21 protein-coding genes are annotated in these 20383 nt (G+C 56.8%); 20 read left to right on the forward strand and 1 reads right to left on the reverse strand.

Annotated elements, in window-relative coordinates; genetic code table 11:
• Positions 1-63: 63 nt before the first annotated feature.
• The 19 genes from FE783_RS02720 (at position 64) to spoVM (ending at position 19395) form a co-directional block, all read left to right on the forward strand.
• Entirely contained in the window at positions 64-948 is an 885-nt protein-coding gene (locus FE783_RS02720) for a carbohydrate ABC transporter permease (RefSeq protein ID WP_138877797.1), read from the forward strand.
• A gap of 222 nt (positions 949-1170) precedes the next feature.
• On the forward strand, positions 1171-2004 hold the full coding sequence (gene dapF, locus FE783_RS02725; protein ID WP_138877798.1) for a diaminopimelate epimerase: 834 nt from the start codon (positions 1171-1173) through the stop codon (positions 2002-2004).
• A gap of 34 nt (positions 2005-2038) precedes the next feature.
• Positions 2039-3916: a bifunctional homocysteine S-methyltransferase/methylenetetrahydrofolate reductase gene (locus tag FE783_RS02730; protein ID WP_138877799.1), complete on the forward strand. Its 1878-nt coding sequence runs from the start codon at positions 2039-2041 to the stop codon at positions 3914-3916.
• Between the two features lie 73 nt (positions 3917-3989).
• Positions 3990-4877, forward strand: a complete 888-nt coding sequence (locus tag FE783_RS02735) for a YicC/YloC family endoribonuclease (protein WP_138877800.1) — start codon at positions 3990-3992, stop codon at positions 4875-4877.
• A 109-nt stretch (positions 4878-4986) separates the two neighbouring features.
• Positions 4987-5250, forward strand: a complete 264-nt coding sequence (gene remA / locus FE783_RS02740; RefSeq protein WP_110840413.1) for an extracellular matrix/biofilm regulator RemA — start codon at positions 4987-4989, stop codon at positions 5248-5250.
• Positions 5240-5863, forward strand: coding sequence for a guanylate kinase (gmk, locus tag FE783_RS02745; RefSeq protein ID WP_138877801.1), 624 nt, complete (start codon positions 5240-5242; stop codon positions 5861-5863). The genes remA and gmk overlap by 11 nt, the downstream gene beginning before the upstream one ends.
• A gap of 4 nt (positions 5864-5867) precedes the next feature.
• A complete protein-coding gene (gene rpoZ / locus FE783_RS02750) occupies positions 5868-6095 on the forward strand; it encodes a DNA-directed RNA polymerase subunit omega (RefSeq protein WP_138877802.1) in 228 nt (75 codons plus the stop codon).
• A gap of 96 nt (positions 6096-6191) precedes the next feature.
• A complete protein-coding gene (gene coaBC / locus FE783_RS02755) occupies positions 6192-7406 on the forward strand; it encodes a bifunctional phosphopantothenoylcysteine decarboxylase/phosphopantothenate--cysteine ligase CoaBC (RefSeq protein ID WP_138877803.1) in 1215 nt (404 codons plus the stop codon).
• Complete coding sequence (priA, locus tag FE783_RS02760; RefSeq protein ID WP_138877804.1) at positions 7406-10048, forward strand: primosomal protein N'; 2643 nt, start codon at positions 7406-7408, stop codon at positions 10046-10048. Before coaBC ends, priA begins: the two co-directional genes overlap by 1 nt.
• A gap of 52 nt (positions 10049-10100) precedes the next feature.
• Complete coding sequence (def, locus tag FE783_RS02765; RefSeq protein WP_138877805.1) at positions 10101-10586, forward strand: peptide deformylase; 486 nt, start codon at positions 10101-10103, stop codon at positions 10584-10586.
• A gap of 4 nt (positions 10587-10590) precedes the next feature.
• Entirely contained in the window at positions 10591-11529 is a 939-nt protein-coding gene (gene fmt, locus FE783_RS02770) for a methionyl-tRNA formyltransferase (RefSeq protein ID WP_138877806.1), read from the forward strand.
• 5 nt (positions 11530-11534) lie between these two features.
• Positions 11535-13007 (forward strand): 16S rRNA (cytosine(967)-C(5))-methyltransferase RsmB, encoded by a 1473-nt coding sequence (gene rsmB / locus FE783_RS02775; RefSeq protein WP_138877807.1) that lies wholly within the window; start codon positions 11535-11537, stop codon positions 13005-13007.
• Between the two features lie 138 nt (positions 13008-13145).
• A complete protein-coding gene (gene rlmN / locus FE783_RS02780) occupies positions 13146-14237 on the forward strand; it encodes a dual-specificity RNA methyltransferase RlmN (protein ID WP_238402864.1) in 1092 nt (363 codons plus the stop codon).
• 12 nt (positions 14238-14249) lie between these two features.
• The gene (locus FE783_RS02785) at positions 14250-15032 is read left to right on the forward strand and encodes a Stp1/IreP family PP2C-type Ser/Thr phosphatase (RefSeq protein ID WP_138877809.1); all 783 of its coding nucleotides are present in this window, start codon (positions 14250-14252) and stop codon (positions 15030-15032) included.
• The gene (pknB, locus tag FE783_RS02790) at positions 15029-17224 is read left to right on the forward strand and encodes a Stk1 family PASTA domain-containing Ser/Thr kinase (RefSeq protein ID WP_138877810.1); all 2196 of its coding nucleotides are present in this window, start codon (positions 15029-15031) and stop codon (positions 17222-17224) included. Before FE783_RS02785 ends, pknB begins: the two co-directional genes overlap by 4 nt.
• Entirely contained in the window at positions 17225-18148 is a 924-nt protein-coding gene (gene rsgA / locus FE783_RS02795) for a ribosome small subunit-dependent GTPase A (RefSeq protein ID WP_138877811.1), read from the forward strand.
• Between the two features lie 5 nt (positions 18149-18153).
• On the forward strand, positions 18154-18834 hold the full coding sequence (rpe, locus tag FE783_RS02800; RefSeq protein WP_138877812.1) for a ribulose-phosphate 3-epimerase: 681 nt from the start codon (positions 18154-18156) through the stop codon (positions 18832-18834).
• On the forward strand, positions 18831-19109 hold the full coding sequence (locus tag FE783_RS02805; protein WP_138877813.1) for a hypothetical protein: 279 nt from the start codon (positions 18831-18833) through the stop codon (positions 19107-19109). Before rpe ends, FE783_RS02805 begins: the two co-directional genes overlap by 4 nt.
• 205 nt (positions 19110-19314) lie before the next feature.
• A complete protein-coding gene (gene spoVM / locus FE783_RS02810; RefSeq protein WP_138878267.1) occupies positions 19315-19395 on the forward strand; it encodes a stage V sporulation protein SpoVM in 81 nt (26 codons plus the stop codon).
• Between the two features lie 183 nt (positions 19396-19578).
• On the opposite strand, the gene rpmB is transcribed toward spoVM, so the two are convergent.
• Positions 19579-19767, reverse strand: a complete 189-nt coding sequence (gene rpmB, locus FE783_RS02815) for a 50S ribosomal protein L28 (RefSeq protein WP_138877814.1) — start codon at positions 19765-19767, stop codon at positions 19579-19581.
• Between the two features lie 215 nt (positions 19768-19982).
• Between rpmB and FE783_RS02820 the strand changes: the two genes are divergently transcribed.
• Positions 19983-20342, forward strand: a complete 360-nt coding sequence (locus FE783_RS02820) for an Asp23/Gls24 family envelope stress response protein (protein ID WP_138877815.1) — start codon at positions 19983-19985, stop codon at positions 20340-20342.
• Positions 20343-20383 lie beyond the last annotated feature (41 nt).

Consider the following 20383-nt stretch of genomic DNA (forward strand, 5'->3'; position numbering starts at 1 on the left):
CAAAGCTCTGTTTACGCTTACGAAGTCAGCTTTGCTTCGCAAAGCTTTGAGGAGGACAGCCCAATGGTAGAAGACCGCTCATGGGGACGCAGGCTGTTCCTGATCGGCAATACGGCGTTTCTGGCCGCGCTCGCCTTGATGTGCATACTGCCGCTAGTCCATGTATTGGCCGTTTCATTCAGCTCGAACACCGCCGCATCGGCCGGTTTAGTGAAGCTATGGCCGATCGATTTCAATACGAAATCGTATGAATACGTCCTCCGTCAGGAAGCATTCCTGCGCTCTCTCTTCGTTTCGGTAGAACGGGTCGTGCTCGGTACGATCGTCAATATGGTTCTGATCGTGCTGACCGCCTATCCGCTATCCAAGGAAGTGCAGGCGTTCCGGATGCGCACGATTTACGTGTGGACGTTCTTCCTCACGATTCTGTTCGGCGGAGGACTCGTACCGACCTATATGGTCGTGCAGAAGACCGGAATCATGAACACGATATGGGCGCTTATTCTTCCTCATGCGGTACCGGTGTTCAGCGTCGTGCTGCTTCTCAACTTTTTCCGGGGGCTGCCGAAGGAGCTGGAGGAGGCGGCGCTCATCGACGGCGCAGGACCATTCACGATCATGTGGAGGGTGTTCGTGCCGTTGTCAACTCCGGCGCTGGCGACGCTTGCGCTATTCTCGATGGTCGGACACTGGAACGCTTGGTTCGACGGACTTATTTACATGCATACGCCGGAGAAATATCCGCTGCAATCGTATTTACAGACGGTCATCATCCAGCAGGATCTGCAGCAATTGTCCATGACAGACGACAAGCTGCTCAAGCTGATTTCCGATCGGACGTTCAGCGCGGCGCAAATTTTTCTCGGCGCCCTGCCGATCCTGCTCGTCTATCCGTTTTTGCAAAAGTATTTCATGAAAGGCATCGTGCTCGGCAGTGTCAAAGGCTGACATTGTGCCAAGCAAGCGAAGACCGGTATAAGGAGGGCAGCTTCCCTTCCGTATCCGGTCTTTTTCCTCTATTCGCCGCTTTTTCGCCATAATGGCGGAAGGAAGAAGCAAAAAGAACGATTCTCTCCTCCGGATTCGTCCTTGCGTACGAAATCACTAGGCAGACCGTCCGTTTTGCACTATAATAGGTCTAATCAAAGCGTAAAGAGCAGGGGATGCACGATGAATTTTACGAAAATGCACGGGCTAGGCAACGATTTCATCGTCGTCGCGGGCGAATCGCGTTTGCCGGACAACGCCTCACAGCTGGCCACCCGATATTGCAACCGATTTTTCGGGATCGGAGCCGACGGGCTCGTCTTTATTTTGCCTTCCGATAAAGCCGATTTCCAAATGCGCATCATCAACTCGGACGGCTCGGAGGCCGAGCAATGCGGCAATGCGATCCGCTGTGTGGCGAAATACGTATACGATAACGGATTGACCGATAAAACGAAACTTGCGATCGAGACGATAGGCGCAGGCGCTCAAGAGGTTCGCCTGAACGTGAAAGACGGCAAGACGCAAACCGTGCGGGTAGACATGGGAGCCCCGATTCTGGACGGACTGACCGTCCCTACCACGGTGGATGCGAATCCGGTCGTCGGGCATCCCGTCGAGGTGGACGGAACCGAATTCCGTTTTACCGCCGTGTCGATGGGCAATCCGCATTGCGTCATCTATGTGGACGATGCGGCTTCCTTCGATTTGTACCGCTGGGGTCCGAAGCTCGAGAATCACCCTTTATTTCCGAAACGGATCAATGTGGAGTTCGCCACGGTCCACTCCCGCACTCATATCGACATGAGAGTATGGGAGCGCGGAGCGGGTCCGACGCTCGCTTGCGGCACCGGAGCGTGCGCTACGCTCGTCGCATCGGTGCTGGACGGCAAAGCCGAGCGCCGGGCGGTCGTGTCGCTGAAAGGCGGCGATCTGGAAATCGAATGGAACGAGACGGACAACCGCGTCTATATGACGGGTCCGGCGGAAACGGTATATCGCGGAGTGTTGGCCTGATTAATTTACTTGCGGAAACGGGTGAGCAGCGGGAATGAAAGCGGATTTGCGGGAAGCGTTCGGTCAGCGGGTCATTATCGGCGACGGGGCGATGGGGACTTTCTTGTATCAGCTCGGCTTTCCGGTCGGCGTATCTTACGAGGAATACAATTTGCTGAAGCCGGATGTCATCGCTGGCGTTCATAAGCAGTATTACGATGCAGGGGCGAGATTGTTCGAGACGAACACATTTTCAGCCAACCGGGAGAAGCTGTCGAAATTCGGACTCGAGCACGAGGTGGCGGCGATCAATAAGGCGGGCGTAGCGATCGCCCGTCAAGCGGTCGGCGCCGATGCATACGTCGTCGGAGCGGTAGGATCGATTCGTGCGGCCCGGCGGCGCAACATTGCGACCGAGCAGCTTGTGCGCGATTTTCAAGAACAGATCGAAGCTTTGCTCGAAGGCGGCGTGGACGGCTTGCTGCTGGAGACGTTCTATGATATGGAGGAAATGCTCCTGGCGCTGCGCGCCGCGCGGCAATTGACGGATCTTCCGGTGATCGGCCAATTCGCGACGGACGGCGGGACGACGACGAACGACGGCTTCGGCTATCAGGAAGCGTTCGAGCAGCTGAAGGCGGAAGGGGCGGACGTTCTCGGCTTCAATTGCCACAGCGGTCCGAACGGCATTATGCGGACGATGGAGAAGCTGAATCCGATAGCCGGATTGCCGTTCTCCGTATTCCCGAACGCGGGCTTGCCCGGTTATGTGGACGGCAAATACGTGTTCGGTGCAAAGCCGGATTATTTCGCCGAGAATGCGCTGAAGTTTGCCGAATTGGGAGCACGTCTTGTCGGCGGATGCTGCGGGACGACTCCGGAGCATATCGCGGCGATTGCGAAGGCGCTGCAGGGCTACACCCCGAGAACGGCGCCGGCTGCAGAGAAGGGCGAATCGCCGATCGTCGTCCGAACGGGGCCGGTCGCGGCCGAACCGGAGCAGCCGATCGAGTCGGCGGGCCAACCGGCCGAGCCGACTTTAACCGAGCTGGTCAAACAGCGCCATACGGTTATCGTGGAATGGGATACTCCGCGGGATTTGGATATCGGCAAGTTTATGGAAGGGGCGAAGGTGCTGCAGGAAGCCGGCGTCGATTCCATTACGATGGCCGACAACGCTTTGGCCGTTACCCGCATGAGCAACCTGCCGATGGGCTTCCTATTGAAGGAAAAGCTCGGCGCCCGGCCGTTGCTGCACATCGCCTGCCGGGACCGCAACTTGATCGGGACGCAGTCCCATCTGATGGGAATGCACGCCATCGGTCTCGACCATACGCTGGTCATTACCGGAGACCCGTCGCGATTCGGGGATTTGCCGGGGGCCAGCTCGGTATACGACATGACCTCTTTCGAAATGATCAGGCTGATCAAGCAGTTGAACGAAGGGATCGCGTTCTCCGGCAAGCCGCTCAAGCATAAAGCGAACTTCATCGTGGCCGCCGCCTTTAACCCGAACGTGAAGCATTTGGACAAAATGGTGCAGCGGCTGGAGAAAAAAATCGAAGCGGGCGCCGACTTCATTATGACCCAGCCGGTTTACGACGCGAAGCTGATCGAGAACGTATACGAGTCGACCAAACATCTGAACGTTCCGATCTTTATCGGCTTTATGCCGATCGTGAGCGAAGGAAACGCGAATTTTCTGCATAACGAGGTGCCAGGCATTCAGCTGTCCGAAGAAGTTCGCCGGCGCATGTCGGGTCTGAGCGGCGAGAAGGGCCGCGCGATGGGCGTACAAATCGGCAAGGAGCTGCTCGACGCGGCGATTCCGAGATTCAACGGTATTTATATCATGACGCCAATGCATTTTTACGACATGAGCGTTCAATTGACACGGTACGTGTGGGAGAAGACCGGCAGAACGGTTACATGATGGGCAAGAACCCGATTTCCACTTGTCCGCACTTGCAAAATGCTTTAGAATAGGGTAATGGATGTGATCCCCCATGATTCGCAGCATGACCGGATTCGGCCAATCCGGCCGATCCGCCTGCGGTTACCGGCTGCAGGTAGAGTTGAAATCGGTCAATCACCGTTATTCGGAAATCGCAGTACGGATTCCCCGCGAGTGGCTTTCGTTGGAAGACGAAGTAAAGCGGGAAATTGGGCATGCCGTCAAGCGGGGTAAGGTGGACGCCTTTGTCGCCATAGAAAAGGAAGCGGGCGCGCCGGCATCGATCGAGATCGACTGGGCGAAGGCGGAAAGCTATCGTCAAGCGGCGGGACAGCTGAAGGAACGGTTCGGACTAAGCGACGAGCTTACGCTGAAGGAACTGATGGCGCTCCCGGAGCTGATCGTATTCCGCGAAGCCGGACGGGAGACCGCCCAATTGGCGGAGCCGCTTCTCGAATGCGTTCGCGAAGCCGTAAGCGCGATGATGCGAATGAGGGAAACGGAAGGCCGGCATATTTCCCGGTATATGACGGAACGGTTGGACGAGCTGGAAGACCTTCTGCAAGGAATGGGTGCTTTTGTGCGGAGAGCGGTAGAGGATTACCGTGTCAAGCTGCAAGAGCGGCTTGCGGAGCTGCTTGGTTCCGCCGTCGTTCTGAAGCCGGACGATCCGCGGCTGATGACGGAGGTTGCCTTGATGGCGGACCGGTCCGACATCGGGGAAGAGCTGAACCGGCTATCGAGCCACATCGGTCAATGCCGGCACTTGTTAGCCGCCGACGAGCCCGTAGGGAGAAGATTCGATTTCCTCATCCAGGAAATGAACCGGGAAATCAACACGATCGGCTCCAAATCGAACAGCATCGACATTACGGTTCGGGTTGTCGAGATGAAGGCGATTGTGGAAAAAATGCGAGAGCAAGCGCAAAATATGGAATGAAGGCCGTCTTCGAAAGTATGAGCGTTGCGGCATTAGGCAAGAATAGTGCAAGGCTGTCGCGGGACCGGCGAAACGGACCGCGCGGTCTTGAATGCGTAGGAGGGCAATGATGGCCATTAAATTGATCAATATCGGCTTCGGAAATATCGTGTCCGCAAACCGGATCATCTCGATCGTAAGTCCGGAATCCGCTCCAATCAAGCGGATCATCCAAGAAGCGCGCGACCGGCATATGCTGATCGATGCGACGTACGGAAGACGTACCCGCGCGGTGATCATCACCGACAGCGATCACGTCATTTTGTCCGCCGTGCAGCCGGAGACGGTGGCGCACAGACTTACGAACAATAAGGACGATGATCATGACGAGTAATGCGGACAAAGGCCTTTTGATCGTGCTATCCGGCCCGTCCGGTGTAGGCAAAGGTACCGTCTGCTCCATGCTCCGCAAGCTGGCTCCGGAACTCGTGTATTCGGTTTCCGCAACGACCCGCAAGCCGCGGGCGGGAGAAACGGAAGGGATAAACTATTTCTTTAAATCGAAGGAACAATTCTGTTCCATGATCGATAAGGACGAACTGCTGGAATGGGCGGAGTATGTAGGCAATTGCTACGGCACGCCCCGCAGCTTCGTTAACGAGACGATTCATGCCGGTAAAGATATTATTCTCGAGATTGAAGTGCAAGGCGCCATGCAGGTGAAACAGCGGTTTCCGGAAGGCGTATTCGTCTTCCTCATGCCCCCGTCGCTCGGCGAATTGAGAAACCGGATCGAGAACCGGGGCACCGAAACCGACGATTCGATCCGCAGCAGGCTGTCCGTCGCGGCGGAGGAGATCCGTCTGCTGGAGCATTACGATTATGCGGTGGTAAACGATCAAGTGGAATTGGCTTGCGAGCGCATCCGTTCCATCATTACCGCCGAGCATTGCAAGCGCGAACGTATAATGCCCTATGTGAAATCATGGATGGAAGAGGTGCGTTAACCCTATGCTATACCCATCGATCGACCGGCTTATCGATAAAGTCGACAGCAAGTATTCGCTTGTCGTCGCTGCGTCCAAACGGGCAAGAATGCTTCGGGACGGTTCGAAAACGGACTTGAAGGACGCTCACGCGAGCAAATACGTCGGTGTCGCGCTGGAAGAAATATACGGCGACTACATCAATGTGGAAGCTCAGAACAAAGACGCCGTAAAGAAAACGTCTAACGAATAGTTAGTCCCGCATGAACAACCTCTGGCAGGTTGTTATTTTTTTCTATTCGGAAGCAAGTTTCACGCTTCATATTCCGGAGTAAGGGAGAGGATACGAATGCTAAAGGGGAAAACGATCGTTCTCGGCGTAACCGGCGGCATCGCATGCTACAAGGCGGCGGCGCTGTGCAGCAAGCTGGCGCAGGCCGGAGCGGACGTACGCGTCATTATGACGGTCTCCGCAACGAAGTTCGTCGCGCCGCTTACGTTCCAAACGTTGTCGCGCCACGATGTGGCGATCGACACGTTCGACGAGAAGGATGCCTCCGTCGTCCAGCATATCGATTTGGCCGACAGCGCGGACCTTGTCGTCATTGCGCCGGCAACGGCCAACATCATCGCCAAAATGGCTCACGGGATCGGCGACGACATGCTCAGTACGACGCTGCTGGCGACCGAAGCGCCGATTCTTGTCGCTCCGGCCATGAACGTGCATATGTATGCGCATCCGGCGGTTACGGACAACATGCGCATTTTGCGCGAACGGGGCGTTTCCTTCATCGAGCCGGGAGAAGGGCAGCTAGCCTGCGGTTACGTCGGCAAGGGAAGACTGGCCGAGCCGGAGGAGATCATGACGGCCATCACGAAAATGTTGAACCCCTCTACGCCGTTGGCCGGCAAAAAAGTAATGGTCACCGCAGGCGGCACGATGGAGCGGATCGACCCGGTGCGCTATATCACCAACGATTCGTCCGGCAAAATGGGCTACGCGATCGCCGAGGCGGCCAAACGGATGGGAGCCCGAGTGACGCTTGTGACGGGCAAAGCTTCTATCGACGTTCCGCCTGGGGTGGAGGTCGTCCGCGTCGAGTCGACGCTGGATATGATGGACGCCGTCATGGCGCGGTTTGAACATACGGACGTAGTAATCAAGGCCGCCGCCGTCGCCGATTATCGTCCGGCGCACCGTTCGGACACGAAGATCAAAAAGAAAGGCGAGACGATGACGCTCGAACTGGTGAAAAACCCGGACATCGCGGAGACGCTGGGTGAACGCAAAACGAACCAGTTCATCGTCAGCTTTGCCGCCGAGACGAATAATGCCGAAGAGTATGCGCTCGACAAGCTCAAGCGGAAAAAAAGCGACATGCTCGTGCTGAACGACGTGACGATGCCCGGAGCCGGCTTCGGTACGGATACGAACATTGTCAAAATATTCGACCGATCGGGGATGATTGCATCGCTGCCGCAGATGAGCAAGCGCGAGGTGGCCGAACGACTGCTCGCTCTCGTTGCCGAACGGTTGGGCGGCCGCGGCGGGAGTGATGCCTGATGCCTAAGGGCGGATCACCGCTTCATGCCGGCCTGTACGAGAGCGCTTTGCTGCCTTTGGAGGAAGAGAGCGGGCCATCCACCGTCTACGCCCAAGTCATTGTCGACGTCCCCGCCAAGCAAACGAACCGGCCATTCGATTATGTCGTACCCGATGAACTGAAAACATGGATCGGCGTAGGAAGCCGTGTAGGCGTTCCATTCGGGCCGCGGATATTGCAAGGTTTCGTTATCGGACTGTCGGAGAGGACGGACATGGAGGCGAGCAAGCTGAAGAAGATCGAGCAGGTGCTCGACCTGATGCCTCCTCTCAATCCGGAGCTGGTGCAGCTCGCCAACTGGATGAGCCGTACATATGTATGCCACGAAATAACCGCGCTGCAGGCCATGATTCCCGGCGCGCTGAAGGCGAAATACGAGAAAATGATTGCGGTTGCGGAAGACGGTGGCCGGGTGCGGCAGAACCGGACCGGCGCAGGCGGCGGACAGGCGGTCATGTTCGCTGGAAGTGCCGAGGACGATGCGATCGTCGAATTCGTACGGCAGAAAACGGCCGTATCGACGGAAGCGATGCTGAGCCGTTTTCCCGCTGCGGGTCCGCTGCTGAAACGGATGCTCGAGCAAGGAACGCTCGTGGAAGTGCAGACCGTGAAAGACCGGCTGCAGGCGAAAAAAATGCTGTACGTCGAACCCGCACTGGAAGCGGAGGAGCTTCTTGCGCAAAGCCGCAGCCTTCCATCGAACGCGAAGCGGCAAAAGGAGCTGCTGATCTATTTCTCCGAAAATCCGGAGCCGGCGCCGCTGGCGGAGTTAAGCGAGAAGCTGGGCATCGGGGCGGGTACAATGAAAGGGTTGGCGGAGAAAGGATGGCTCACGATCAAGGAACGGGAAGTGTTCCGCGATCCGTATGAGGGCAGGAAGTTCGACAGAACGTCGCCTCTTCCGCTCACCGAGCAGCAGCGCAACGCGCTTGATCCGATATCCGAAGCTTTGGATAAAAAGGAGCATAACGTCTTCCTGCTGCATGGGGTAACCGGCAGCGGCAAAACGGAAGTATACCTTCAGGCGATCCAGAAGTGCCTCGACCAAGGCCGCGAAGCGATCGTGCTCGTCCCGGAAATTTCCCTTACTCCCCAAATGGTCGAACGGTTCAAAGGCCGCTTCGGCGATGCCGTCGCCGTCATGCACAGCCGTCTGTCGCAAGGCGAAAGGTACGACGAATGGCGCAAAATCGGCTTGAAGCGGGTGAAAGTCGTGATCGGCGCGCGTTCGGCCGTGTTCGCCCCGTTCGCCGATCTCGGCCTGATCATTATCGACGAGGAGCATGAGTCTTCCTATAAGCAGGAGGAAAGTCCGAAATACCATGCCAGGGATGTGGCGATCCAGCGGGCATCCCGGCACGGGGCGGCCGTAGTGCTCGGGTCGGCGACGCCGTCTTTGGAGAGCTTCTCCAAGACGGTGAACCGCCGGTCGGACTATGAAGACGGAGGCGGTTCGCAGTACCGGCTGCTGACGATGGCCGACCGCGTGGAAGGGCGTCCGCTCCCAGCCGTCCATATCGTCGATTTGCGCGAGGAATTGAAGGAAGGGAACCGGTCGATGTTCAGCCGCGGGCTGTATAAAGCGATCGAAGAACGGTTACACAAGAAAGAACAGACTGTTTTGCTGCTCAACCGGCGCGGTTATTCGACATTCGTCATGTGCCGTTCGTGCGGCTACGTCGTCCAATGCCCTCATTGTGACATTTCGCTTACTTATCATCAAGTATCGCGGACGATGCGCTGCCATTATTGCGGCTTGTCGCAGCCCGAGCCGAAGACGTGCCCGAGCTGCGACAGCGAGCATATCCGTTACTTCGGCACAGGCACCCAGCGGGTCGAGGAGGAGCTCGGCAAGCTGTTTCCCGGCATACGCGTCATCCGCATGGATGTGGATACGACGTCGGAGAAAGGGGCGCACGAGCGTCTGCTGACCCGTTTCCGCAACAAGCAGGCCGACGTTTTGCTCGGCACGCAAATGGTCGCCAAAGGACTCGACTTTCCCGATGTAACGCTCGTCGGCGTCATCGCCGCGGACACGGTTCTTCATTTGCCCGATTTCCGTGCGGCAGAGAAGACGTTCCAGCTGCTTACCCAAGTAGCAGGAAGGGCGGGGCGCCACAAGCTGCCCGGCGAAGTGTTCATCCAGACGTATACGCCCGATCATTACAGCATCGTAACGGCAAGCCGGCATGACTATAAAGCTTTTCTCGACAGCGAGCTGGAAATGAGGAGAGAGCGCGGCTATCCTCCTTATTGCGAGCTGGCGCTCATCACGTTTTCGCACGAACAGGTGCCTTTGCTCGTTCGCGCGGGCGAATCGTTTGTCGCGAGGCTGAAAGATTGCTGGCAGCGGTCGCGGAATAAGGCGGAAACCGGCCTGGCCCATAGTCCCGTGCAGCCGTCCTACTTTGAAGTATACGGCCCGGTCGCCTCGCCCATCCCGCGAATCAAAGATAGATATCGGTTCCAATGCATGGTAAAATATCGGGTGGGTGTCGACGTCTCCGGCATGCTGACGGAAACGGCCGCCGCTTTCGACGAGACGGTGCGCCAAGAAAAGCTGCAAATCAGCATAGACGTCAACCCGCAGGTACTCATGTAGGATAGGCGGCGAAATGATATAAATCCGTATTGGAGAGGAAGTGCTGCATAGAATGGCTATTCGGATTATCGTAAAAGATCCGGACCCGGTGCTTCGCGAGAAAGCAAAGCCGGTTCCGAAAATAACGCCGAACATACACAAGCTGCTGGATGATATGGCCGATACGATGTACGACGCCGAAGGCGTAGGCTTGGCCGCGCCGCAGATCGGCATATTGAAACGCGTCATCATCGTCGACGTGGGGGACGATAACGGGCTTATCGAGCTGATCAATCCGGAAATCGTCAGCAAGGAAGGCGAGCAGTTCGGGCCGGAAGGATGCCTCAGCATCCCGGGCCTCCGAGGCGACGTCAACCGCGCGATGAAAGTGACGATTAAAGGGCTGGACCGAAACGGCAATGAAATCGAAATCACCGGCTCGGAGCTGCTCGCACGTGCGTTCCAGCACGAGGTCGATCATCTGAACGGCGTCTTGTTTACCGATTTGGCAAAAAGCGTGTACCGCGAAGAGGAACGGCAAAGAAAAGGCGAGGAGTGAAGACATGAATGTCGTTTTCATGGGAACGCCCGATTTTGCCGTTCCTTCCCTTAGGACGCTGCTCGACGAAGGATACGATGTCGTCGCCGTCATTTCCCAGCCCGACCGTCCCAAAGGACGCAAGCGCGAATTGACACCTACTCCGGTTAAAGCGGAAGCGCTGAAGCACGGCATCCCCGTATTTCAACCGAACAAGCTGCGCGATCCCGACTCCGTTGAAGAACTTCGTCGCTACAGCCCGGATTTGATCGTCACCGCCGCATATGGGCAAATATTGCCGAAATCAATATTGACGATGCCGAAGCACGGCTGCATCAACGTACACGGCTCGCTGCTGCCCAAATACCGGGGAGGCGCGCCGATCCAGCATGCGATCATGAAGGGTGAGCCGGTCACCGGCGTAACGATCATGTATATGGCCGCCGGGCTCGATACGGGCGATATGATCAGCAAGGTCGAAGTGCCGATTACGGACGACGATACCGCCGGCACGATTTTCGATAAATTGAGCATAGCCGGAGCCGGGCTGCTGCGGGACACTTTGCCCGATCTGCTGGCCGGGCGAATTACGGCGATACCACAAAACGACGCGGAAGCGACTTACGCGTCCAACATAAGCCGCGACGACGAGCGGATCGATTGGTCGAAGTCTTCGCTCGACCTGTTCAATCAGATTAGAGGGTTGAATCCGGCTCCCGGGGCATTCACCCTTCTAGGCGGCGAAGTGTTCAAAGTGTGGGCGAGCCGCAAGCCGTCTTCCGACAGCCGCGCATCCGCTTTGCCCGGAACCGTCCTGCAGATGACCGATGACGGTCTCGAGGTAGCGACGGGGAGCGGTTCGCTCTGGCTGACGCATGTGCAGCCTGCCGGCAAGAAGGCGATGAGCGTATCCGAGCTGAAGCGCGGCGCACCGATCCCGCCCGGAACCGTAATGGGGGTTTGACCGATTTGAAACCGAATGGGCAGCAAGAACAGAACAAAACGAGCAATCCGAAACCAAACAAGCAGGGCAAACAAAAAGGTCCGCGACCGGATGCGAAAAATAATGGGCGTGGAGGAGGCTCCAAGCCTCCTTCAGCCCGGGAGCTCGCGCTTGCGGTGCTCACCCGCGTCGAGACGGAGCAGGCTTACAGCAATTTGCTGCTGAACCAGACGCTTCAGAAATACCGGCTGGAGAAGACGGAGACGGCGCTCGCTACCGAGCTTGTTTACGGAACGATTCAACGGAAAAATACGTTGGATTATTATATGGAACCATTTGTCGCCAAAGGAATCGCGAAGCTGGAGCCATGGGTCCGCAATTTGCTCCGTCTTAGCTTATACCAGCTACTATATTTGGATCGCATTCCGGAGCATGCCGCAGTTAATGAAGCGGTCAATATCGCCAAGCGGAAAGGACATGCCGGCATATCGGGAATGGTCAACGGCGTGCTGCGCAACGTGATCCGCGGCAAGGCCGGGCTTCGCGTTCCGGATTCGCTTGATCCGGTAACCCGGATCGCGCTGGCCGAATCCCATCCGAAGTGGCTCGTCGCCGACTGGGTAAGGAGATTCGGCGCCGATTCCGCCGAACGTATGTGCCGGTCCAATAACGAGCCTCCCCGCGCCAGCGTCAGAGTAAACGCCATGAAGCATACGGCGGAATCGCTGCTCCGACAATTGGAGGAAGCGGGATACGTCGCCCGCCCGTCCGGTTTGTCCGCCGCCGGAGTGGTGGTGGAGAGCGGGGGAAATATGGCGCTTACGCCATGGTATGCGAACGGCGAATTGTCGATTCAGGACGAGAGCTCGATGCTCGTCGCCGAAATGGTCGATCCGAAGCCCGGCATGGACGTTCTGGACTGCTGTGCCGCGCCGGGCGGCAAAACGGCGCATATGGCCGAGCTGATGAACGATTCGGGGCGCATCCTCGCCTGCGATCTTCATGAGCACAAGAGAGAGCTCATCGAAGCGCAATCGAAACGGCTCGGACTGCGGTCGGTCGAGACGAAGACGATCGATGCGCGGAAGCTGCCGGAAGCGCTCGGCGGCAAGTCGTTCGATCGTATTTTGCTCGATGCGCCCTGCTCGGGTCTCGGCGTCATTCGCCGGAAGCCGGATATCAAGTGGGCGAAAAGTCCGGACGATGTCGCCGAGATCGCCAAGCTGCAAACCGAGCTGCTATCAGGAGTATCGTCGCTTCTGGCTCCTGGAGGCATACTCGTTTACAGCACTTGCACGATTTCCGAGGAAGAGAATGAACGGGTCATCGAGCGTTTCCTCCGGGACCATCCGGATTTTTCGCTGGTGCGGCCTCCGGCGAACATGGCGGCGCGGCTGCCGGAAGATATTGTCGCCGCGGACGGGACGGTTACCGTCCTCCCTCACCGCTTCGGCTCCGACGGATTTTTCATCGCCAGGCTGCGCAAGCAGGCGAATTAGGCCGCAATCAGGTGCAAACTTTAGCTATGCGGACGGTTATGCTAAAATGGACTAGAAACGCGACGGAATCGCTATGATCCGCGCGTGCGCGTGTTATAACCGACATGTGAATTTTATCAACGGGTAGGGATGTTTTTGCTGAAACCTTTAAAACCGTTAAAACCATTGGAGCCTTATGTGCCCGAGACGTTATCGGCGTACGATCTTTCCCTCGAGGAATGGCAGACGTGGCTGAAGGAGAACGGCGAGCAGTCTTTCCGGGCCGGACAAGTGTTCGACTGGCTGTACGTCAAGCGCGTCGGGTCGTTCGAAGAGATGTCCAACTTGTCCAAGCCGCTGCGGGAGAAGCTCGCCGCTCGGTTCAAGTTCGTGTCGCTCAAGGAAATCGCCCGCCAGGCGTCCAAAGACGGCACCGTCAAGTTTTTATTCGAGCTGTCCGACAACAATGCGATCGAGACGGTCATCATGAAGCACGACTACGGCAACAGCGTATGCGTGACGACGCAGGTGGGCTGCCGGATCGGCTGTACGTTCTGCGCGTCAACGCTCGGAGGCTTGAAGCGGAACTTGTCGGCGGGCGAGATCGTCGCTCAGGTCGTTCAGGCTCAGCGGCTGCTGGATGCGACCGGCGAACGCGTGAGCAGCATCGTCATTATGGGAATCGGCGAGCCGTTCGAAAATTACGAGGCGATGCTCAAATTTTTGAAGCTGATGAACCATGAAAAAGGGCTGAACATCGGACAGCGCCACATTACTGTTTCGACAAGCGGTATCGTGCCGAATATTTACCGGTTCGCCGACGAGAATATGCAGATCAATCTCGCGATATCGATCCATGCGCCGAATGACGAGCTGCGCTCCAAGCTTATGCCCGTCAACCGGCGGTATCCGTTCGCGGAGCTGGTCGAAGCATGCAAATACTATTTGCGTACGACGGGAAGACGCATTACGTTCGAGTACGCTCTCATGGGCGGCGTGAACGATTCCGCGGAACACGCCCAGGAGCTTGCGACAGTGATGAAGGAAATGCTGCCGCTTGCCCACGTCAATCTGATTCCGGTCAACTTCGTGCTGGAGCGGGACTTCAAACGGACGGAGCGGGACGACATATTCGCTTTCCAGCGCATTCTGGAAAAGCACAACATTCCCGCGACGATCCGCCGGGAGCACGGCAGCGACATCGCCGCGGCTTGCGGCCAGCTGCGCGCTAAGCACATGGAGTCACAGTGAGGTGAGGGAAACATGCAAACGGCGCATCGTACGGACGCCGGACTGATTCGGCTTATCAACGAGGATCGGGCCGCAGTGAGAGACGAGTGGAACGGCTTTACGCTCGCCATCGTCGCGGACGGCATGGGCGGCCATCAAGCGGGGGAAATCGCCAGTCAGATGGCGATCGAGCTCGTGGAGACGGAAATGAAGACGGTCGTGACGGATATGACGGTGGAGGAGCGGAAGGATGCGGTGCGCAGCGCGATCGCGAAGGCGAACGATACCGTGTTCGAGTTCGCTTCCAAGCAAGCCCGTTACCAAGGGATGGGCACTACCGTCGTTACCGCCCTGGCGACGTCTTACGATCTGGTCATCGGTCATATCGGCGACAGTCGGGCTTATCTCGTTTCGGGCGACTCGATCCGTCAACTGACGGAAGACCATTCCCTTGTCAACGAGCTGGTCAAGTCCGGCCAAATTACACCGGAAGAAGCGAATGTCCATCCGCTCCGCAACGTCGTGACCCGCGCACTCGGAACCGATAAGCAGGTGGAGGTCGACGTCATCCACAGTGCGTGGCGGAGCGGGGATATTTTGTTGTTGTGCAGCGACGGCTTGAGCGGACTTGTCGAGGAACGGGAGCTTCATCAAATCATCGCCGACAGGCAAGATTTGGCGTGGAAGGTAGACAAACTTGTCGGCCGCGCTCTCGAGGAAGGCGGCGGAGACAACATTACGGTTGTTCTGCTCGCCAACGACGAGGTCGACCGGGCGTACGAAACGAATGATCCGGATAGGAGGGGTGGTGCATGATCGGTCATGTGCTGGGAGGACGTTACGAGCTCCTTGACCGCATAGGCGGCGGCGGAATGGCTTTGGTATATAAAGGGCATGATAATCTACTCAATCGGAAAGTCGCCGTCAAAATATTGCGGCAGCAGTACGTCCATGACGAGGAATTCATCCGCCGGTTCCGCAGGGAAGCCCAGGCGGCCGCGTCGCTTTCGCATCCGAACGTCGTCAGCATTTACGACGTCGGTCAAGAAGACGAGACGCATTTCATCGTCATGGAGTACGTCGAGGGCAAGACGCTTAACGACCTGATCAAGGAAAGGGCGCCGCTTCCCGTCGATGAATCGATCCGGATCGCCAGTCAAATATGCGACGCGCTCGATCATGCGCACCATAACCAGATCATCCATCGCGACATTAAACCCCACAATATTTTGATCGGCAAAAACGGCAGGGTGAAGGTGACCGACTTCGGCATCGCCCGCGCGGCGGACGCCTCCCAAATTACCCAGACCGGCTCCGTAGTCGGATCGGTCCATTACTTTTCCCCGGAGCATGCCAAAGGAACATTGACCGGAGCGCAATCCGATCTGTATTCGTTAGGCATCGTCTTGTACCAGATGCTGACGGGGCGGCTTCCGTTTCTCGGAGAGAGCCCGATCAGCGTGGCGCTCAAGCATTTGCAGGAAGATGTGGAGGAGCCGCGCAAGGTGAACCCGCTTATCCCGCAAAGCGTCGAGAACATCATTTTGAAATCGATGCGCAAGAAGCCCGAGGAACGGTACCGTTCGGCGAAGGAGATGCTGCAGGATTTCGATACGTGTCTCACTCCCGAGCGCCGGAACGAGGCCAAAATCACGTTTTCTTCCGGCGAGTACGACGATTACGACGACAGCGAGAAAACTCGTGTGCTCCCGGCTATCCGCGCGGATCATCAATACGTACAAGACACGACGGACGAAGACGAGCCGGAGCAGCCGCGGAAGAAGAGGGGTTGGGTGAAGCCGGTCGTTTGGACGGTCGTGATCTTGCTGCTGCTTGCGCTTATGTATATGGGAGTCCGTTATGTAAAGGAGACGCTCGAGGTACCGGAGACGGACATCCCGAATCTCGTCGGCATGACGGTGAAGGACGCGGAGGAGAAGCTGAAATCGCTGCAGCTCGCAAGCAAAGTCGTTACGCAGACCAACGCGCAAGTAGCCAAAGATATCGTGTTCCAGCAGGATCCGGCGCCGGTGCGCGTGAAGATCAACAATACGGTAACGCTGTATGTGAGCCTCGGGCCGGAGAAGCAAAAAATGCCCGACTGGAGAGGCAAAAAAATAAACGATGTGTTAAAAACGGAGCTGATCCGGCTAGGGATCGCCGAGTCGCAGATTACCCCCGTGGAATCGTTCGGCAACGAAGAGCCCGGGACGATAATAACGCAGACGCCTGCGCCCGACGAAGAGTACGATCCGAAGACGGTCGCGATCAAGCTGACGGTCAGCAAAGGCAAGGAGCAAATCCAGATGCCCGACCTGATCGGATTGACCGAAGCGGAAGCCCAATCGAGAGCAAAGCTTAACGACTTGAAGCTGATCGTGGAACAAGGCGGGACCTACAAGCAGCCGAGAGGGAAAGTATACGACCAATTCCCGTACAAGCCGAAAGATCCCGTTTCCCCCGGCGCCGAAGTGAAAATTTTCGTCAGCACCGGATATCCCGCCGACGCGAAAGAAGTGACCGTGTCCAAGGTGATTCCGCCGGCCGAGAAAGGCAAGGAGAGCACGATCGAGATCATTTACAGCGATGCTCGCGGCGACGAGATCAAGTGGGGGAACCCGCGTAAAATTACGGATACGCAAACGTTCGACGTGCAGCTCGTATTGTCGCCGGGCAAGGACGGATCGATCACTTATATTCGGGACGGCAAGCGTTACGACGTAGATACGGTTCCGTATTCGGGCAAGACAAGTTCGACTGGAAGTACCGGCGGCGGGACCACATCGGGAACCGGAGGGCAGCAGCCGGGCGGAACGACGGGTGGTACTACGGGCGGAACTACCGGTGGAACAACCGGGGGAACAACGACCAACGGTACTACCGGTGGAACGACAGGCGGCAATAAACCGACTTCCGGCACTTCGACCGGCGGAACAACCGGGGGTACTCAAACGCCGTCGGGAACGCCGACCGGCACCACTCCGCCGGCTACAGGAGGAAGGAACTGAATGCCCGAAGGCGTAATCGTAAAAGCGTTGAGCGGCTATTACTATGTAAAGCCCGCGATTGACGGAGCCGACCCGGTACAGTGCCGCGCCCGCGGAATATTCAAGAAAAAGGGCATCACCCCTCTCGTCGGAGACCGGGTCGTCTATGAAATAACGGAAAACGGCGAAGGAACGGTCGATGAAGTGATGCCCCGGACGACGGAGCTGATCCGTCCTCCGGTGGCGAACGTCGATCAGGCGCTGCTGGCGTTCTCGCTTGCGGAACCGGATCTCAACCTGCAGCTGCTGGACAAATTTCTCGTCCATACCGAGAAAGCCGGTCTGGATACGGTCATCTGCTTGACGAAGCGCGATCTGATTACCGAGGACGGACAGCCGGGCGAGAATACGCAGGAGCAGATGGCGCTGGAAGAAGTCGTTCGGCTGTACGAGGGAATAGGGTATTCGGTTATCGTGACGAGCACGAGAACGAACGAAGGGATTGCGGAAGCGCGCGCCAAGCTGGAAGGACGAACCAGCGTATTTTCCGGACAATCCGGCGTCGGCAAGTCGTCGCTATTGAACGCCCTCGTTCCCGGGCTTGCGCTGGAAACGAACGAAATCAGCTCCAAGCTCGGGCGCGGCAAGCATACGACCCGGCATGTGGAGCTGATCGCTCTCGAAGGTAATGGCGGCGGTCTCGTTGCGGATACCCCCGGCTTCAGCCAGCTCGATTTTTTGCAGATGGAAGCCGAGGAGCTGTCTTCCTGCTTCGTCGAGATGAAGCGGGCGGCATCCGGATGCAAATTCCGCGGCTGTCTTCATCAGCATGAACCGGGCTGCCGTGTATTGGCACTGGTGGAGAACGGGGAAATCGCAACGAGCCGCTACAAGCATTACCTCGTTTTTTTGCAGGAAATGAAGGAACGGAAACGGAGGTATTGACGAAGATGGCGGATTTGTTAATTGCTCCTTCGATTTTGTCGGCGGATTTCGCGCGGCTCGGCGATGAAATCCGGGACGTTGAACAGGGCGGGGCGGATTGGATTCACGTGGACGTCATGGACGGGCATTTCGTGCCGAACATTACGCTCGGGCCGCAGATCGTCCAGGCCGTCAGGCCGCATACGAAGCTGACGCTCGACGTTCATCTCATGATTTCCCGGCCGGATGATTATATACGTGCGTTCGCGCAGGCCGGCGCCGATTATATTTCCGTTCACGCGGAAGCGTGCACGCATTTGCACCGGACGGTGCAGTTGATCAAGGGAGAGGGCGTCAAGGCGGGGGTCGTGCTTAATCCGGCAACCCCGTTGACCGCATTGGAGCATATCGTCGAAGATATCGATCTTGTCCTGCTCATGACGGTCAACCCCGGCTTCGGGGGCCAGCGCTTTATACATACCAGCGTTCCGAAAATAGCTGCGCTCCGCAGCATGCTGGACGAACGAGGACTCGGTCACGTGCATGTGGAAGTGGACGGTGGAGTCAATGAGGAGACGGCGCCGCTCGTGCGGCAAGCCGGCGCGAACGTCCTTGTTGCGGGCAATGCGGTTTTTGCGCAGTCGGACCGCCAAGAAGCGATCTCGCGTATCCGCAGAGCGGCCGGAACGGGAGGAACCGTTCTTTGAGGAAGACGCTGCTGCTTCTGCTTTGCAGTTTTTTGGCCGGCCACCTGCTGTTGATCTTTTCGTGGCATGAATTTTCGATTTTTCGCTATATTTACTCGCTTGGCGCGCTGTTTATCGGCATTTATTACTTCAAGACGTTCGAGTCCAAAGGGCTGCGCATCAGCTTCGTGCTTCTGACGCTCGTATTCTGGGTGCTCCTGACGGTCGTATACGTCGCGGTCGGCAAAATCCCGATCTTGAATCTAGAGCCCCCGGGGTTGAAAGTAGAACCGTAAAGCGCGCTTCCGGTATGTTTTCCCGCGAGGCTGCATATAAATGACTACAAGAGTTGCCGCTCTTGTAGTTTTTTTGTCCGGGTCTTCACCTTTTCCGCAGGCGGCGAATAAGCTGAAGTCACAAGGTGAATCCGCGCGGCGGCGCAAAAACGGGACAGACGGCGGGCGTTCGGGGCCGCGCGGAACATGCGAGGGAGGGGTAGAAATGAAATTTTATACGATTAAGCTACCGAGATTTTTGGGTGGTATGGTCAAAGCGATTTTAAACTCGTTTAGCAAAAGCTGAATTGCAGCCGGTTCGAAGACCCGCAGACGGGCTTGCAGCGAACAACAGGACCTAAGGGAAGACGTATTCGTGCTGCTTATCGAACGATGGCGGACGATGGAAACGAAAAAAAAGCACCTAGATACGGGTGCTTTTTGTCTATTCGCCTCGACCAGCGGTGAGGCATCGTTTCCGGAGAAATGCTTACACGCGCTCGACAAGGCCGGATTTCAGAGCACGGGCGCTTACATAGACGCGTTTCGGCTTGCCGTTAACCATAATGCGCACTTTTTGCACGTTAACGCCCCAGGTCCGTTTGTTGCGGTTGTTTGCGTGGGACACGTGGTTGCCTTGGCGCGGGCTTTTGCCAGTAATATAACATTTGCGGGACATGAATTACACCTCCTGAAAGACAATCGTACCGAACACATACCACAATATATTAGCATATGCCGTATAGTGGCGTCAATTCCAAGCGATGCGCTTTTTGCATTTCTTTCTTATGTCGATTATAGTAAAATGAAAGAAACGTTTCGCTTGACGATTCATTGACTATATTCGGACTTATTCGGTTCCGATAGCATAAGAATCTGGGAGGAAGTTTGCTTATGTCCATGCAGATCGACAACGAATGGGGTAAAATTATCGTTTCCAACGATTGTATAGCCGTATTGGCCGGACAGGCCGCGCTCGACTGCTACGGATTGGTCGGCATGGCTTCGAGGAAGCAACTGAAGGACGGCATTTCCGAGCTGCTCGGCCGCGAGAACTTGAGCCGCGGCGTCGAAGTGAGGGTGGAACCGGACGGGGTGCATATCGAGCTGCACATTATCGTAAGCTATGGCACGAAAATTTCCGAAGTCGCGCACAACGTGCAGTCCAAAGTAAAATATGTGCTGAATGAAGTGGTCGGACTGAAGGCCGATTTCGTGGATATAGTCGTTCAGGGCGTGCGCATCGCGCGCTGAAAAGAAGCAGGAAACAGCAACCGGCACGTATTCCGAGGGAT

Source organism: Paenibacillus mesophilus, assembly GCF_005938385.1.
Taxonomy (GTDB): Bacteria; Bacillota; Bacilli; order Paenibacillales; family NBRC-103111; genus Paenibacillus_AB; species Paenibacillus_AB mesophilus.

What these genes read in the sequence shown, in the direction of transcription:
- FE783_RS02785 (WP_138877809.1), top strand. Translation starts at nt 14,250, where the DNA reads ATGCAAACGGCGCATCGTACGGACGCCGGACTGATTCGGCTTATCAAC.
- FE783_RS02720 (WP_138877797.1), top strand. Translation starts at nt 64, where the DNA reads ATGGTAGAAGACCGCTCATGGGGACGCAGGCTGTTCCTGATCGGCAAT.
- rsgA (WP_138877811.1), top strand. Translation starts at nt 17,225, where the DNA reads ATGCCCGAAGGCGTAATCGTAAAAGCGTTGAGCGGCTATTACTATGTA.
- coaBC (WP_138877803.1), top strand. Translation starts at nt 6,192, where the DNA reads ATGCTAAAGGGGAAAACGATCGTTCTCGGCGTAACCGGCGGCATCGCA.
- FE783_RS02730 (WP_138877799.1), top strand. Translation starts at nt 2,039, where the DNA reads ATGAAAGCGGATTTGCGGGAAGCGTTCGGTCAGCGGGTCATTATCGGC.
- priA (WP_138877804.1), top strand. Translation starts at nt 7,406, where the DNA reads ATGCCTAAGGGCGGATCACCGCTTCATGCCGGCCTGTACGAGAGCGCT.
- def (WP_138877805.1), top strand. Translation starts at nt 10,101, where the DNA reads ATGGCTATTCGGATTATCGTAAAAGATCCGGACCCGGTGCTTCGCGAG.
- rpoZ (WP_138877802.1), top strand. Translation starts at nt 5,868, where the DNA reads ATGCTATACCCATCGATCGACCGGCTTATCGATAAAGTCGACAGCAAG.
- fmt (WP_138877806.1), top strand. Translation starts at nt 10,591, where the DNA reads ATGAATGTCGTTTTCATGGGAACGCCCGATTTTGCCGTTCCTTCCCTT.
- FE783_RS02735 (WP_138877800.1), top strand. Translation starts at nt 3,990, where the DNA reads ATGATTCGCAGCATGACCGGATTCGGCCAATCCGGCCGATCCGCCTGC.
- rpe (WP_138877812.1), top strand. Translation starts at nt 18,154, where the DNA reads ATGGCGGATTTGTTAATTGCTCCTTCGATTTTGTCGGCGGATTTCGCG.
- spoVM (WP_138878267.1), top strand. Translation starts at nt 19,315, where the DNA reads ATGAAATTTTATACGATTAAGCTACCGAGATTTTTGGGTGGTATGGTC.
- remA (WP_110840413.1), top strand. Translation starts at nt 4,987, where the DNA reads ATGGCCATTAAATTGATCAATATCGGCTTCGGAAATATCGTGTCCGCA.
- rpmB (WP_138877814.1), bottom strand. Translation starts at nt 19,767, where the DNA reads ATGTCCCGCAAATGTTATATTACTGGCAAAAGCCCGCGCCAAGGCAAC.
- dapF (WP_138877798.1), top strand. Translation starts at nt 1,171, where the DNA reads ATGAATTTTACGAAAATGCACGGGCTAGGCAACGATTTCATCGTCGTC.
- gmk (WP_138877801.1), top strand. Translation starts at nt 5,240, where the DNA reads ATGACGAGTAATGCGGACAAAGGCCTTTTGATCGTGCTATCCGGCCCG.
- FE783_RS02820 (WP_138877815.1), top strand. Translation starts at nt 19,983, where the DNA reads ATGTCCATGCAGATCGACAACGAATGGGGTAAAATTATCGTTTCCAAC.
- pknB (WP_138877810.1), top strand. Translation starts at nt 15,029, where the DNA reads ATGATCGGTCATGTGCTGGGAGGACGTTACGAGCTCCTTGACCGCATA.